The sequence below is a fragment of the Segatella copri genome (genome assembly GCF_026015295.1).
GTDB lineage: Bacteria > Bacteroidota > Bacteroidia > Bacteroidales > Bacteroidaceae > Prevotella > Prevotella copri_C.
The window spans coordinates 3,558,451-3,572,579 of the sequence record NZ_JAPDUW010000001.1 but is presented as its reverse complement, the minus strand read 5'-3'; the positions used below and the strand labels follow the sequence as shown (position 1 = coordinate 3,572,579).

8 protein-coding genes are annotated in these 14,129 nt (G+C 44.9%); 1 reads left to right on the top strand and 7 read right to left on the bottom strand.

Annotated features, from left to right (window positions below):
• Positions 1 to 130: 130 nt before the first annotated feature.
• Positions 131 to 1,630: a glycoside hydrolase family 43 protein gene (locus ONT18_RS14965; protein WP_264906449.1), complete on the bottom strand. Its 1,500-nt coding sequence runs from the start codon at positions 1,628 to 1,630 to the stop codon at positions 131 to 133.
• Positions 1,631 to 1,995: 365 nt separating this feature from the next.
• Between ONT18_RS14965 and ONT18_RS14960 the strand changes: the two genes are divergently transcribed.
• On the top strand, positions 1,996 to 3,120 hold the full coding sequence (locus ONT18_RS14960) for an ATP-binding protein (protein ID WP_218435378.1): 1,125 nt from the start codon (positions 1,996 to 1,998) through the stop codon (positions 3,118 to 3,120).
• A 577-nt stretch (positions 3,121 to 3,697) separates the two neighbouring features.
• On the opposite strand, the gene ONT18_RS14955 is transcribed toward ONT18_RS14960, so the two are convergent.
• Genes ONT18_RS14955 through ONT18_RS14930 form a run of 6 tightly spaced genes read right to left on the bottom strand, consistent with a single transcriptional unit; the run spans position 3,698 to position 14,109 of the window.
• Entirely contained in the window at positions 3,698 to 4,132 is a 435-nt protein-coding gene (locus tag ONT18_RS14955; RefSeq protein WP_118150870.1) for a hypothetical protein, read from the bottom strand.
• Positions 4,133 to 4,159: 27 nt separating this feature from the next.
• Complete coding sequence (locus ONT18_RS14950) at positions 4,160 to 6,391, bottom strand: endo-1,4-beta-xylanase (RefSeq protein WP_264906445.1); 2,232 nt, start codon at positions 6,389 to 6,391, stop codon at positions 4,160 to 4,162.
• 35 nt (positions 6,392 to 6,426) lie between these two features.
• Complete coding sequence (locus ONT18_RS14945; protein WP_264906443.1) at positions 6,427 to 7,449, bottom strand: DUF1735 domain-containing protein; 1,023 nt, start codon at positions 7,447 to 7,449, stop codon at positions 6,427 to 6,429.
• A gap of 41 nt (positions 7,450 to 7,490) precedes the next feature.
• Positions 7,491 to 9,305 carry a RagB/SusD family nutrient uptake outer membrane protein gene (locus ONT18_RS14940; protein ID WP_264906441.1) on the bottom strand — a complete coding sequence of 605 codons (1,815 nt, stop codon included), beginning with the start codon at positions 9,303 to 9,305 and terminating at the stop codon, positions 7,491 to 7,493.
• A 34-nt stretch (positions 9,306 to 9,339) separates the two neighbouring features.
• Positions 9,340 to 12,168, bottom strand: coding sequence for a SusC/RagA family TonB-linked outer membrane protein (locus ONT18_RS14935; RefSeq protein ID WP_264906439.1), 2,829 nt, complete (start codon positions 12,166 to 12,168; stop codon positions 9,340 to 9,342).
• 48 nt (positions 12,169 to 12,216) lie between these two features.
• Positions 12,217 to 14,109, bottom strand: a complete 1,893-nt coding sequence (locus tag ONT18_RS14930) for a RagB/SusD family nutrient uptake outer membrane protein (protein ID WP_264906437.1) — start codon at positions 14,107 to 14,109, stop codon at positions 12,217 to 12,219.
• Positions 14,110 to 14,129: the final 20 nt, after the last annotated feature.

The following is a 14,129-nucleotide window of genomic DNA, read 5'->3' as shown; positions in this document are numbered from 1 at the left end:
CAAAAACAAACAAGAGAATCCAACGATAGCACAGCTTCCATGCAAAGTCTCCTCAGCGCGGGATACGTACAGGAAGTTAAGGAGAGTGCATCATAATGGGCAATGCACCCTCCTTGTCATCAGTAAGGTATCATTTGAACTTCCATTCGTCGAATGTGATATTGTTTCCTTTCAGGACAAAACAGAGGTCCATTGTGCCTGTCATATTCTTTTGAAGTTGGGATTCTATGAGTTTCATTTGCAGGGTACCGACTTTGATTGAAGCTATGACTTCTCCGTCCGGCCTATCCCGGCGAACTTCTATGATTCCGTTTCCGGATGCCTTAATTTCCAGACTGGAAGGTACTTTGTTGAATTCCACACCTCTGACAGCAATGATGCCAGTCTTGTTGGGAACGGTAACGGCATACATGTCCCCGATGCTTTTTCCATTTGTGAACTTGACACCTTGTGTGGCTGCTGTGGTTTCGGCCTGCTGGATGATGAACGGATTCATAGGCTGTATCTGTTTTACGCCTTTCAGAGTCTGATTACCCATGTGGATATTCACAGTATTCTCGTCAACTTGTATTTCATCGACACAAACATTACGAAAACCAGCTGTTGTATTGAAACTATGTTGCAAACTCATTGTGTGATAGAATACATACCATTTCCCGCGGAATTTGTGTAGATGTGTATGATTGTTGCTGTAGTCAAATCCATAATCTCCAGGGTTTTTCATATAGTTGTGCTGGTATTTCCAACTTTTGGTTACCAGCGGAGTTTTGCTAGTCATGTAACTCATGCAACAGGTGGTTGGTTTCTCTGTCGGGAGAGGCCAGTCGCTAAAATCTTGCCAATCTATGTTATAAGTATAAACGTATGTGCCGTTGATGTAGTTTAATTCGTTAGCTTCGAAATGATGGGGAGCCCTGATGGGCTTTATCGGGCCATCCACACTAATCATGTCTTTTCCCAAACGCATAATGCGAGCACATCCTCCGCCTACTGTCAGCCAACCTTTTCCTTTGTCATCGATGACTACACCCGGATCGAAAGCGGCTTTGCATTCTCCTGCTATGCCGGGAGTGTTTGTGTCTACCAAACTATGATTCAGCGGGCTTGACCACGGTCCTATGGGGGATGTGGATGTCAGCACTGCGGTTCCACCCCCGCTATTGGAGAAATAGAGGTAAAAGTGAGTCTTGCCGTCCGCTTCCTCACGTTTTGCGATCGACGGTGCCCATGATGTTTGTATCCATGGGGCGATGCTGTCTGTTTTAATAATTCCGTGATAGGTCCAGTTTGTCATGTCATCGGAAGACATCATCACCAGAGATTTGATGTATTCGTAGGAGTTTTTTCCGTAACCGCCTATTGAATCATATTGTTGCTGATCGTTTGTTGCGTACACATAAATTCTGCCATTATATTCTACTGCAGTTGGATCCGCTGTAAACATAAAATCCAGCAGGGGATTTCCATCCCCTGTGGTGAGTTTAGGGGAAACATCCGGCATGGTTACATAAGGCACGGAATCATTTTGCAGGGACGGATTTTCTCCGGCCTGCGCATTTTGCTGGTGAGATATCATACATGCAGCAATGGCCATTGATAAAACAGGGGTCTGGATATTTTTCTTTTTCATTCGTATATGATTAAATTGTTTATTCGTTGCAAAATTACAAGAATAATCCGACATAGGCTTTGCGCCATATATCAAATACTTTATCAAACGTATCAAAATGCACTGGGAGGGCAGGTTTGTTACCTGCCCTCACAGTACTGAATGATTACAAGCGTAGGGCTTGATGCCTACAAGTGACGTAAGTAACATTGGGTATAAACTAAAGTTACATGGCACCCTATTAACAAGGTAAAAATAGCTCAAAAATGTCCCTAATCCAAAAAATCAGTACGAATTTTCGGATTATAATCCAAAAAAACAGTGTTATTTTTTGGATTAGCGAATATTTTCATTACCTTTGCAGAAGATTTAAACATAAGAATAAAATGATAAGAAGGAAACTACAAGAAACGATAGAGACCAGAATGTTTGGTGGTAAAGCTATTATTATAATAGGTGCCAGACAAGTAGGAAAAAGTACGCTTTTCAAAATGATACTTGAAAAACGTACGGAACCTATATTGCAATTAAACTGTGATGAGCCAGAAGTAAAAGAAATGCTATCCCAGGTGAATAGCCAAGAACTAAAATTGCTCATTGGCAAACACAAGATTGTCATGATAGACGAGGCACAAAGAGTAGAAAACATAGGGCTAACCCTAAAATTGATTACCGACAACTTCCCTGAAGTACAATTACTGGTAACAGGCTCTTCCTCATTTGAATTACAAAACAAGCTCAATGAGCCACTGACCGGCAGAAAGTTTGAGTATCATCTCTTTCCATTGTCCACTGGTGAATTACTCGAATCTCAAGGCTTACTTACAGTAAAGCAAACACTAGAGAATCGCCTCATCTATGGCTCATACCCAGATGTCATCAATCATACAAAAGATGCAAAAGACATCTTGTACAATCTGTCCAATAGTTATCTCTATAAGGACTTGCTCACCTTAGAGAGTATACGCCGACCTGCATTGCTTAGCAAGCTACTCACTGCTTTAGCACTGCAAGTTACTAGCGAAGTTTCATACAATGAGCTGGCACAGACAGTAGGTACGGACAGCAAAACCGTGGAAAAATATGTAGACTTGCTAGAAAAATGCTATATCATCTTCAAGCTAAATGGTTTTAGCAGAAACCTGCGCACAGAACTGAAACGAGCCAAGAAGTTTTACTTTTACGACAATGGTATCCGAAATGCCATATTGCAAAACTTTGCGCCTTTGGCCCTTCGACAAGATGTTGGTGCCTTGTGGGAGAACTTCGTTATCAGCGAAAGAATAAAAGCTAACCAGTATGAAGGAAGATATGTAAACAGCTATTTCTGGCGAACCAACCAACAGCAAGAGATAGACTACATCGAGGAAAGCGACGGACAGTTTACTCTCTTCGAAATGAAATGGAATCCAAAGAGAGCAAATACTCAGTTTCCTGCTTCCTTCCTAAACACATACGATGTGAAGGATAAAACGATCATCACTCCCGAGAATTGGCTAGAGCACCTATAAGAAACAAAAAAGTCCTTTCACCTTTCATCTATCTGAAATGCAAGAAGATAGATGAAAGGTGAAAGGACATCTAAACAACAAAACTATTTTTATTTTATCACAAAACCTAACTACTTCATCACAATTTTTCTACCCTTGTGAATAAAGATTCCGCTTGTAGGATGGCCTAATACATCACGTCCTTCTCTGGGAAGCCAAATTAAAGATTTTGGCACGAAAACGCACTTTTTCTCGAAAAAAAAGTGAGAAAAAGTGCGTTTTCGTGCCATTTTAAGGAAAATACTCTGTTTGTTCCATATCAGCCAAATACGCAAGGCATTGAATATTGGTGGCGTGGCTAGCGAGGCTTACATTTGGTGTTGCCAATGGCATCCATTCAAGTATAGTAAACAGCGAAGTCACACTAGACAATCTCTTTCAAGAATGACACATAGGAGAAAGAGAATATTTTCATCATTAAAAAAATGCAAAAAGGTTGACCGTGTCATCACAACACAGCCAACCTTAACGACTAACATCTTTTTTCGGTTAATCTTTGTATGATAAAACCTAAAACTAATGTTCTACTTACAAAACTTTATTGACCAACAGGTGGAACAATCGGCTTGTTAAAACCTTCAATAAATACAAAACTAATATCTCTTGACATTATAGGATGACCTGTAGTCTCATCTATTATGCTTATAGAAAACTCAAAAACATCAGTGTGTCCATTCTGGCCTATATATGCAAAATTTGTCCCAGGTTGTACTTGAAGGACCTCATCACCATTACCTTTTAATATTTTCCAAGAATAATGGTAACCATAAGGCAAAGCTTTCATTTGAACGCCTATTGTACATGCTCTTTTAGGAAATCCATTTTCTTCTAACAATTCATAAGTATTTGGATACGCACTAGTAGTATACGTACCTCGTAGATACGAATAATCCACTTCATTTTCTGCAATCGATGCAGCCATGGCCATGCACGATGCAATAATTGCCACGAAAGTCAATAAAAATTTCCTCATAGTTTATTATTTTAAATTAATCATTAATTATTTTACATCACTTTCTCCTTTAGCAGAAGAAGCAAGACCATCAGCAAAACCACCGTAAGCAGGCTTGCGCTGATAGTTGAGGTTCCAAAGACCTACAGGCTGTCCAGGGCGCCAACCGCTGTCTGTTGGTGAATCGGTGAGACACCACTGGCAGATACCATACTGCTGACTGACAGGAACGATCTTGAAATACTGCTCGATAATCCACTTGTAGTGTTCAGCCATAGCCTTTTCCTTAGCCACACGCTCTTCAATAGGAAGCTTCTCCAGCTGAGCAGTAGTAACATCTTTGCCATCTTTATCTACATAGCCCATATCGATCTCTGAGATACGGACGAGCTTGCCAGTCTCTGCCATGATCTTGAGCATGTTCTGGATGGCCTTCTTCTTGCTTTCCAGAGTCTGTGGATTCTCGTAGTAGCTGATGTGCATCTGTGATCCGATACCATCAATCTTGGTGTTCCAGCCGAGTTCCTGACCCTTCTTTTCCCATACGCCAATCCAGTAAACGAGCGACTTCACCTTCTTGTTGCTGTCCCAGTCAGACTCCAGGTTATAATCGTTGATAAAGAGCTTGAGGTCTGCAGGGTTTGTACCCTCTACCGCAGCATAAGCATCACGAGCCGCCTTCTCTACGATAGGACCATACATCTCTGGTGTGAAGTAATCCTGCCAGTAGAAATCTTGTGGATTATGCTCACTGGTAGCCTCAGTCTGAAGAGCATAGAAGCCATTCACATTGCCACCACCTGAGACAGCCTCGTTGATGAGATCCCAAGCCTTCACCTTGCCTTCAGTGGCCTGCATCATGCCACTTATCCACTTCTGCATAGCAGAGGTAAGAATGTTCTTCTTCTCCTCAGCAGTCAAAGGAATAGAATTTGAAGACTTCGTGTAGTAAACTTCAAAATCATCAATATAGAGGGTACCCGCATATTTACCGATATTCAGCAGCAGGCGCTTGGCATTGTCACCATTACATGTGGTAGTCACATCAACTTCCTTCCAATCAGTTGTAACGTTGATGGTAGGGAAGTCACCACAGCCTTTGTATCCATCAGGATTCTGGAATCCAGCACCAAATTCACCAGCTACAGAACCCTTGATTTTCATCTTCAAGTGATAGGTTGTACCATTCTCGAAAGCGAAACCTGGTTTATAGCAAACTTGTGCATTCCAGGGGTTTTCCTTGGCTGCGTTGTTACCAACCTCACAAACACCATTTACAATCTCTGGCGCATTATCCATACCCCATCCACCAAGGTTCTGACCATCATCAAAGGTAAGATGCCCAACACTTACAGGGATTTCAACAGCACCTGCACCAGCTACATTACCAATCTTATAGGAGATGTCTACCCAAGAAACTTTGGTCCAGTGAGAAATATCTTTTTCATCAAAGGTAGAGTTGACTGCAATATTATGGTCAGAGCCCTTTTCCTTCAATACAAAATTATCAAAATAGAGAGTACCGCCAATCTTTCCGAAGCAGAAACGCAAACGATCGATATCCGCATTCGGTGTAAAAGAGAAGCTATTATCAATAGCTTTTTCAGCTACAGTAAATGAACCTGCTCCATACTGTGTATCAGAACCATCTTTCTTACCAGGCCAGAAATCAATCGTTCCAGGATTAGTTCCCCTTACATTAAGTGAAATCTCGTAAGTTTTACCTGCTTGAAGAGGTTTATCCAGATCATAGTAGATTTCATATTCCCAGGTATCTTTCTTAGGAGCACCAGCCGTGATGATAAGTCCAGGATTCTCCTCAGCAGGAGGCAACTCCTTATCCTTTATCAGCCCATTCAAATACTTGCTAGGCTGCTGAGCATGCCATGCAAGCGCATGACCATAAACTGTTAACCCTGCATCTTCTGCTGCATGTACAAAGGAAGATACCTTACTGAAATCCATCTCACCCTGGTCGTTGACACAGGAAGCCATCTTCATGGCATTGCCTGCAACAATCTCATCAAAGTTATGGGCTGCAAGACGGAAGAGAGGACCCTGCTGGTTGAACTCGTCCACGCCAAGTGCAGCACTTACCTTAAAGCCAGGATGAGCACCACGATCCAGATACTCCTTCAATGGCGCATAGTCGTTGAGATACTCATACTGAGCGATGGTCTGAGGTTTCTCTACGTCATATTTCCAGTCATCCCAGTCTGCACAGCTGCCCAAAACAAATGGGCAGACCAGTGCAGATATAATATATTTATTTACTTTCATACTACTAAATTCATTTTCATTAGTTTGTTACGAAATTACTTCCATGACTCAAGCTTGTTGTTACGACTCATCATAGACATCACATAGTCGGCAGAGATGTTCCATGTTTTCTCGTGCTCTGCATCACCAGCGTTGGTCACTACAGTAGCATTAAACTTGATCTTCAGACAATCAGCCATACGGTTCTTGTCGCTGAAATCCTGAATGCCACGAGGAGCAAAAGTACCAGTACCGATCTCCTTGCCATCCTGATAAACCTTACAGTTTTCTCCATTGAATGCCAGAGTAATGGTCAACTCCTTCGATGCATCAATCTGACTCCAGATATGCTCTTTGTCATCATACTTCCACTCCTTTACAGGATAAGAGAAAGTGATGGAAGATGTGTTGAAATCTACAGATGAAGCCACATCCAGCGCATCCTCGTTCTTGTGAGTAATGGTCTTCAGATCCTGGATATTGGTAGTTCCTGTCTTGCAATACAGACCTGAATACTGATTCTTGTACTTCACACAGAGCAACTGGTAGTTCTGCTTTTCAAGGATATCATCACCAGTGAGAGAAGAAACGAGTCTTACTGGCAATACATAGTGAGTAGTAACAGCCTTCGGATCGTTGAAGAAGGCATCAGTAAGATGAACTGTTGTACCACCTATGATTTTTCCCTTAGGAATAGTCAGGGTGTTAGGATCCTCCAGAGTATAGTAGGATTCAGGGAGCACCTCCATACCACTGCCTTCTGGCAGAAGAGATGGATCTATCTGATAACTGATCTTACAGTCCTTGGTATTTTTGTAGCCACCACCCCAAGTTGCCTGCAACTTGAACTGATGAGCATTGTCGTCGGTATTTACCGCATCATCGTCATTACCGAGGGTGATAACGCGGATAGGTGCCTGCATAGAGAAATATACAGATATCTTACCGTTGTTGCCACCATTGCCTGTTCCTCCCTGAAGACTATCTTCCCAATCTCCGTTTGAACAAGAGGTAGAAAGACCAGCTACCAAGGCAAGTCCCATGATTGCAGTTCCTATTTTTCTGAATGTTTTATTCATAATCTTCTTTTTTTTCTTTTTATTACCAAATGTTGTTCTTTTTACCATCCTGTGTTCTGAACGAGTGATGGGAAATTAAGAATCTGGTCGTATGGTATAGGACCATAGAAGGCATTCTCCTTGAAGTTACGCGTTTCCACTGAGATAGGAGTATATTTCTTGCCAGCCTCTTCGTTGGTGATGCTCATACCCTTGGCAGTCTCATTGAGATCAGCGAGTTTAACCTTCCAGCGACGCAGATCCCAGAAGCGGAAGCCTTCGAAACAAAGCTCGATGCGGCGCTCGTTTCTGATCAAGTCACGCATCTTTTCCTTGCTCTGTGCGCACTCTTCCAGATATGGATCTTCACCAAACTCTCCCAAGCCTGCACGCTCACGGATTGCCTTGATTACATCGTAGGCTGAGTAACCTGTGCCACCCTTAGGACCATAAGCCTCATTGGCTGCCTCGGCATAATCCAGATAAAGCTCTGTGTAACGGATACGGGCTGTATAATGATAAGCCTTGCCGTTAACCGTAGGATCCAGGTTGATGTCCTGACGGAGGAGCTTCTTCATATAGTAACCTGTGCGGGTTGACTTGGAAACATCCTTGTTGAGACCATCGAGATTGTCTGCGTTGTCTGCCTGTGTATTGATGACAGCATTTCCAGAACCTGCTTTCTGACCGTTATAGATAATGTACTTAGCCAGACGTGGGTCACGGTTTTCGTATGGATTAGCTGGGTCATATTCGCTGTTGGCATCTGTAATAGGATAACCGTTGGCAGCAGGGAATGCATCTACAAGATTCTGGGTTGGATTGATACGACCCTGACCATAGATTGATGGTGGGTAGTACTTGGTCTCCAAATCATTGTTCTCGCTTTTCTCTGTACGCCAGAGTACTTCCTTAGGACATTCTGCCGCTTTAAGATCCTTCATGTTTGGGTCTGCATACCACTCCAAACCATTTGTATCGATGCCTGAGATGCCACCATTGAGGTCGAGCACTGCCTTGGCATATTTGGCAGCCTGCTCGTAGGTTACGCCGCTGCCATCGGCAAAGGCTGGAGATGCAGCCATCAATGTAGCCTGTGCAAGAACGGCACGGGCGATACGACCACTTAAGCGTCCGGCGAAGTTGGAACCAAGTACACGATTGTAAGTAGCCTTTGTAACTGTATAGGATTTGCCAAGGCAACTAACGGTCATTGTCTCGTTATCCGTATCCTTGTAGTCAACAGGAAGTACACGTACAGCCTCTTCTGCATCCTCAATGAGCTGCTTCATGCAGTCGGCAAAAGAAGCACGCACCTCCAGAGAATTGAAATCAGAACTTACATTTGTTGGCACAAGATCGTTAGGAACACCGAGGAGTGTTCCATTGGCCCAACCACCATGGGCACGGAGCAGATAGTACATAAAGAGTGCTCTCAAACCCTTGGCCTCGCCGATATAACGCTGCTCATACATGGCACGCACAGTCTCATCGCTGTTCCAGTTTACCTTATCCACATTGGCAAGGAAGAGGTTAATATACTGGATGGCTGCACGGCAGTCGCGCCAGGCTTCCACCGGATTGCTGCTTGAAGTCCAGCTATCTACGCCAGTCATCTTACGTAAAGATTCGGCGGCATCGTTGCTCACGGCATCGTCTGTAGCGACATCGTTGAACGAGTATTGGCGGTTTGGCAGACGGGTATAGGCGTTGCCAAGCACACCATCAGCATAGTCAGGATGGTCGTACATATACTCGAAACCCAGATGGTTTTCGATGGCAGGCTCGAACATATCGTCACAGCTTGTCAGTCCTATCGAAAGAGCCAGTCCGAGCACCACTCCACCAATTTTATATTTTGATAGTAAGTTGTTCATCACTTTTGTCATTTTCGTTATCTTAATTTTTATATTAGAACTCAACCTTTGCACCGATGGTGAAACTGCGGGTTTGAGGAGCAGAATCTACATTGCGTTCCATCTGCTTGCGCTCACCGGCTATCGTCAGGAGGCTGCTGCCATTAACATATACCTGCAAGCCCTTCACCAAACTGTTGTCTCCGAAGAGAGACTTGTTGAAGTCGTAGGTAAGCTGCACGCGGCTCAAGTCGATACGGTCTGTAGAATACATCCAGTAGTCGGAAGCACAGAAGTTGTTGTCACCACTCTGTGTTGTCAGACGAGGATAGGTGATAGACTCACCGTTCTTGTATTTACTCTCTGTCCAGGCACCGAGTACCACATCACTGTACTTACGCTCACCGTAAACCCAGTTGTAGGTATCGTCTTTGAGAGCATTACCACCAAACTGACCTGTCAACATGGCGAAGAGAGTGAAGTTCTTGTACTTCAAGGTAAGATTCATACCACCGGTGAACTTGGCGCTCCAGCGACCGATAACCACGCGGTCCTTGCTGTCGATGACATTATCACCATTCTGGTCCTTGTATCTCAGATCACCAGGCTTCAAAGTACCGAAAGAGCTCTTGACCTTATCATTTTCAATTTCCTCCTTACTGTTGTAGTAGCCTAAGCACTCATATCCCCAAAGGGCATCAGTGAGCTTGCCTTCTGTACGCATGTAGTCATACTCTACATTCTCTGCAACCTTCAGGTTCTTTGAACTGTTGGTCTGTCCGAATGCCTGGATACCATATTCGAAGTCTCCCACCTTGTCTTTGTAACCGAGAGAGAAGTCAACACCTGTGCGGCGATTCTTACCATAGTTGATGTATGGGACGAATGTAGATACAGGCCAGTAGGTATGCATATAGCTTGGATAGATGTAATCTGGCTGAGCAAGCAAACCATCAGTCACTGTGTTGTAGTAGTTCACGGCAAAGCTGAGTCGGTTGCCGAACAATGCACCATTCAAACCTACGTTGAACTCCTTGCGCTTGATGAAGCCCAGCTTGTCGTTACCACCACGCTGCGAGTCTGAAGTCTGGATGCTGTTGTTGGCGTCAGACCATCCCCACCATGTACCGGTAGCCGTGAAGATATTCTCATACATGAAGTACTCTTTGATATCAAGATCCTGGTTCAAGACGGTATACCCTGCAGTAAGACGGAGGTCATTGAGCCAGTTTACATCCTTCAGGAAATTCTCTTCAGAGAGTCTCCAGCCGAGAGTTGCCGATGGAGAAATGGCATTGCGGTTGCCCTCAGGAAGCTTGGCCGAGTGTACCACATTGGCTGCCAGGTCGGCATAGTACTTATGTGCATAGTTGTATGACACGAGAAGTCCCAGGTTGGCATTGCTTACCTTGTGATACTCACCGCTGATAGTCTGCTGATAACCATTGGCGAGCAAGGTGGCATTGACATTGTGATTGCCGAAGGAGTTAACGTAGTCAAACTGTCCGGTCCAGGCAAGCGTCTGGCGCTCTGCTGAGTTGCTGGAGTTCAAAGTACCCGTATGCTTATCCTCACCATACTGAGTGACGGAACCGATAATCTGCTTGCCGTCAAACTGTGTCCAGTTGACACCGAAGGTTGCATAGCTGTCGTTCAAGGATGTTGTGTATGACGTAGAATAGTCAACCGCAAACATGGTCTTGAAGCTCAAGCCCTTGAGCACAGAAGACAGATCGAACTTGACACCAGTATCAAACTGCATCTGGCGGGATGTCCAGGTGTTGTAGCCTGCAGCATACATATCTGCGAAGGCATTGGTCTGGTCTTCCTGTGTAGCACCCAGGAAATACTGTCCGGCTGGCAATCCCACAGGATTGGTGATGATATTTCTTGAGTTATTGATGAGAGCCAGAGAATTGGCATCCTTCGGGTCAAGATAAGACAGCGGGATGAATGGAGCCACACGGTTAGGGCGCAATGTAGAAGCTGCCTTCCAGAATTCGCTGTTTGAACCATGCTGGTTATAATAGGTAGCGTTGGCATTCACCCAACCAGAAGCCCAATCAGCGAGCTGGAGGTCGATGTTACCACGTACGTTCAGACGGTCGGTATAGTTGTTCTTTCCTTCACCGAAATTGAGGAAATCACCCTCGCGGTAGTAGCTCACGTTGGTATAGAACTGTGCAAACTTACCACCACCTTCGAACTCAGCCGTCACATCGTAGCGAGACTTGGCCTTCTTGAGATAATCAGAATTATAGAACTGCTGGTTTGGATAACGGTAAGGATTGGTACCTGCAGCCGTGTTATAGATGTCTTCAGCTGAATATTTAGCAGAAAGACCATCGTTGGCAAGTGCCTGATTGTAAAGTGTCATATACTGCGCACCATCGAGGTAGGTAGGATAAGACTTCGCTACACTCATCTGATAGTTGGCACGGGCTGTAATCTTCAGCGGTTCAATCTTACCACGCTTTGTTGTGATGAGGATGGCACCCTTTGCAGCACGGCTACCGTAGAGAACAACGGCAGAAGCACCCTTGAGGAAGGTAATGTCTTCAATCTCCGTTGGCAAAACATTGTTTGCATCACGTGGCACACCGTCAATCAGCACAAGTGCATCACCCTGATTCCATAGCGACCCGTTATAACCTGCAGCCAAAGCCTGCATATTGTCGAGGCTATAGGTATTGTAGTTCTTCTCCAGCAGATTTTTCACATTGACCGTGCTGACAGGAGTGATTACATCACGGGCATCCGCCTTGCGGAATGCCACGTTGATGGTGTCTGCTTCTGGGGCATCCTGTGCCATCACTCCTTGTGCAGACAGAGCGAAGAGGGAAACCGGAAGAATCGCTTTATATCTTGAAATTATGTTGCTCATAATTTTTTCTTCTTTATTCTTTTAATTGTTTTCTTGATTCACACTCTATTACCAACCTGGATTCTGGAACATCTCAGGATAGATACTGGTGTCTTTCTTCTTCAAAGGCATCCACCAGTGCTTGCTTGTGAAGTGGCGGGTAAGAATGATCTTCTGCTTGAAACCGGAAACCTCGGTGTTCTGTGGATTCTTTGGATCAAACTTGCCTGCACGTACAAACTCCTGCGATGTCTTGATGTTGTAAGGTGCCTTGTCGAGAAGCAACCAGCGGCGCAGGTCGTTGAAACGGTGACCTTCGAAAGCAAGCTCTACGGCACGCTCGCGGCGAACCTCATCCATGAACTTGTCCTTGTTGCCGGTAAACTTGGCTGCTACGCCTTCTACTCCGGCACGCTTGCGAATCTTGTTCACTGCATCGAGAGCTGTGAGTGAGCACTTGGCTTTAGCGGTGGCTCCACCTACGGCTGCACAAGCCTCGGCATACATCAGATAACAGTCGGCAAGACGCAGGTAAGGCACATCAATGTACAGCTTGTTATAAGTAGCACCCATATCATAGTTGTTGGCGATCATAGGAATGAACTTATAGAGCAGGTAACCAGTGCGGCTCTCGTTGATATCGTCACGGTAAGTACCACCTGTATAAAGGTTGGCATATCGGTTGGCATCCGGCTTGATGTCTCCCTCTACCACCTTTACTCCATCATATACGATGTCGTGATAGAAACGTGGGTCACGGTTCTTCCAAGGATGGGTTGGGTCGAAACCTGAATCTGGGTCATCGAGAGGAAGACCATTCTTCATACCATAATAGTTTACGTAGTTGGCTGTAGGCTGTGAGGCAGCCTTACCACCTGTAAGAATCGAACCGCCAAACTCGGTGAACACTCCGAAGTGAGAGTTCTGCCATGCATCGGCAGGAATATCACGGAGAATATTCTCGGTAGAACCTGGAGGAAGCATGTTCTTGTTCCAGGTATAGAACAGATCTGAGTAATCAGCAAAATCCACGAGCTTATACTGGGTCTGTCCTGACTCAACAAGAGTAAGGAGTTCGCCAAGTGCCTCGGCAGCCTGCTGTGCATAGTTGGTATCGTAATCGTAGGTGCTGGCATTGCCGTTTACGTTCATCTTGTCATCGCAGTTCTTCACCAGTGGAGAAGCTGCCCACAAGAGTGATTTGCCTTCATAGGCAAGTGCGGTAATCTTGTTGATGCGGAAGCCATTCTTGCCTAATGTATTGCGACCAACAGAAGACTTATCCCAGTCGATAGGCAGAAGCTCTGCAGCCTCACGGAAGTCTTTAGCAGCCTTCTCGGCACATGCCTGACAGGTTTCACGAGGAAGAGTCATTGGCTGGTCGGCAGCTATGGCATGATCAATATATGGCAGACCACCGAAATACTGCATCAGCTGGAAATGAAGCCATCCACGGAAGAAGAGCAACTGACCCTTGATGGTATTCTTCTCCTCCTGGGTGGCAGCCGTCATCAGGTCCATATTCTCCAGACCCAGATTCGCCTTACGGATGCCATACCATGCAGCCTTCCAAAGACCACGGCTAAAACGGTCGTTAGGATTAAATGTATCAGCCTGATCCATGAAGCATGCGCCCCATCCGTCAAACTCTCTCTGCCAGCCCCAGAAGTCACCCTGGTCAACCTTGTAGCCCATGAGGTAGTCGAAACCCACAGCCTGGATATCATCCTCACCCCAGTTCCAGCAAGTTGTCCAGTAACTCTTGGAGAAGTCAGGAATACAGAGATAAAGCTCCTCTGTAAAGCCCTGGAAATTCTTGAAATTCTTGAAAGCAGCCTCTGGAGATACATCCGATTCTGGTGACTTGTCAAGATAGTCTGTACAGCTGGTAGTCAGGGCGAGAGAACATCCCAATGCCAACGCCAGGCAGGCAGACTTATATTTAGAAATTATTCTTGTCATAATAAATAATGTGTTATATT

Excerpts from the sequence above, each read along its gene's own strand:
- ONT18_RS14965 (WP_264906449.1), bottom strand. The coding sequence starts at position 1,630 with ATGAAAAAGAAAAATATCCAGACCCCTGTTTTATCAATGGCCATTGCT.
- ONT18_RS14960 (WP_218435378.1), top strand. The coding sequence starts at position 1,996 with ATGATAAGAAGGAAACTACAAGAAACGATAGAGACCAGAATGTTTGGT.
- ONT18_RS14955 (WP_118150870.1), bottom strand. The coding sequence starts at position 4,132 with ATGAGGAAATTTTTATTGACTTTCGTGGCAATTATTGCATCGTGCATG.
- ONT18_RS14950 (WP_264906445.1), bottom strand. The coding sequence starts at position 6,391 with ATGAAAGTAAATAAATATATTATATCTGCACTGGTCTGCCCATTTGTT.
- ONT18_RS14945 (WP_264906443.1), bottom strand. The coding sequence starts at position 7,449 with ATGAATAAAACATTCAGAAAAATAGGAACTGCAATCATGGGACTTGCC.
- ONT18_RS14940 (WP_264906441.1), bottom strand. The coding sequence starts at position 9,305 with ATGAACAACTTACTATCAAAATATAAAATTGGTGGAGTGGTGCTCGGA.
- ONT18_RS14935 (WP_264906439.1), bottom strand. The coding sequence starts at position 12,168 with ATGAGCAACATAATTTCAAGATATAAAGCGATTCTTCCGGTTTCCCTC.
- ONT18_RS14930 (WP_264906437.1), bottom strand. The coding sequence starts at position 14,109 with ATGACAAGAATAATTTCTAAATATAAGTCTGCCTGCCTGGCGTTGGCA.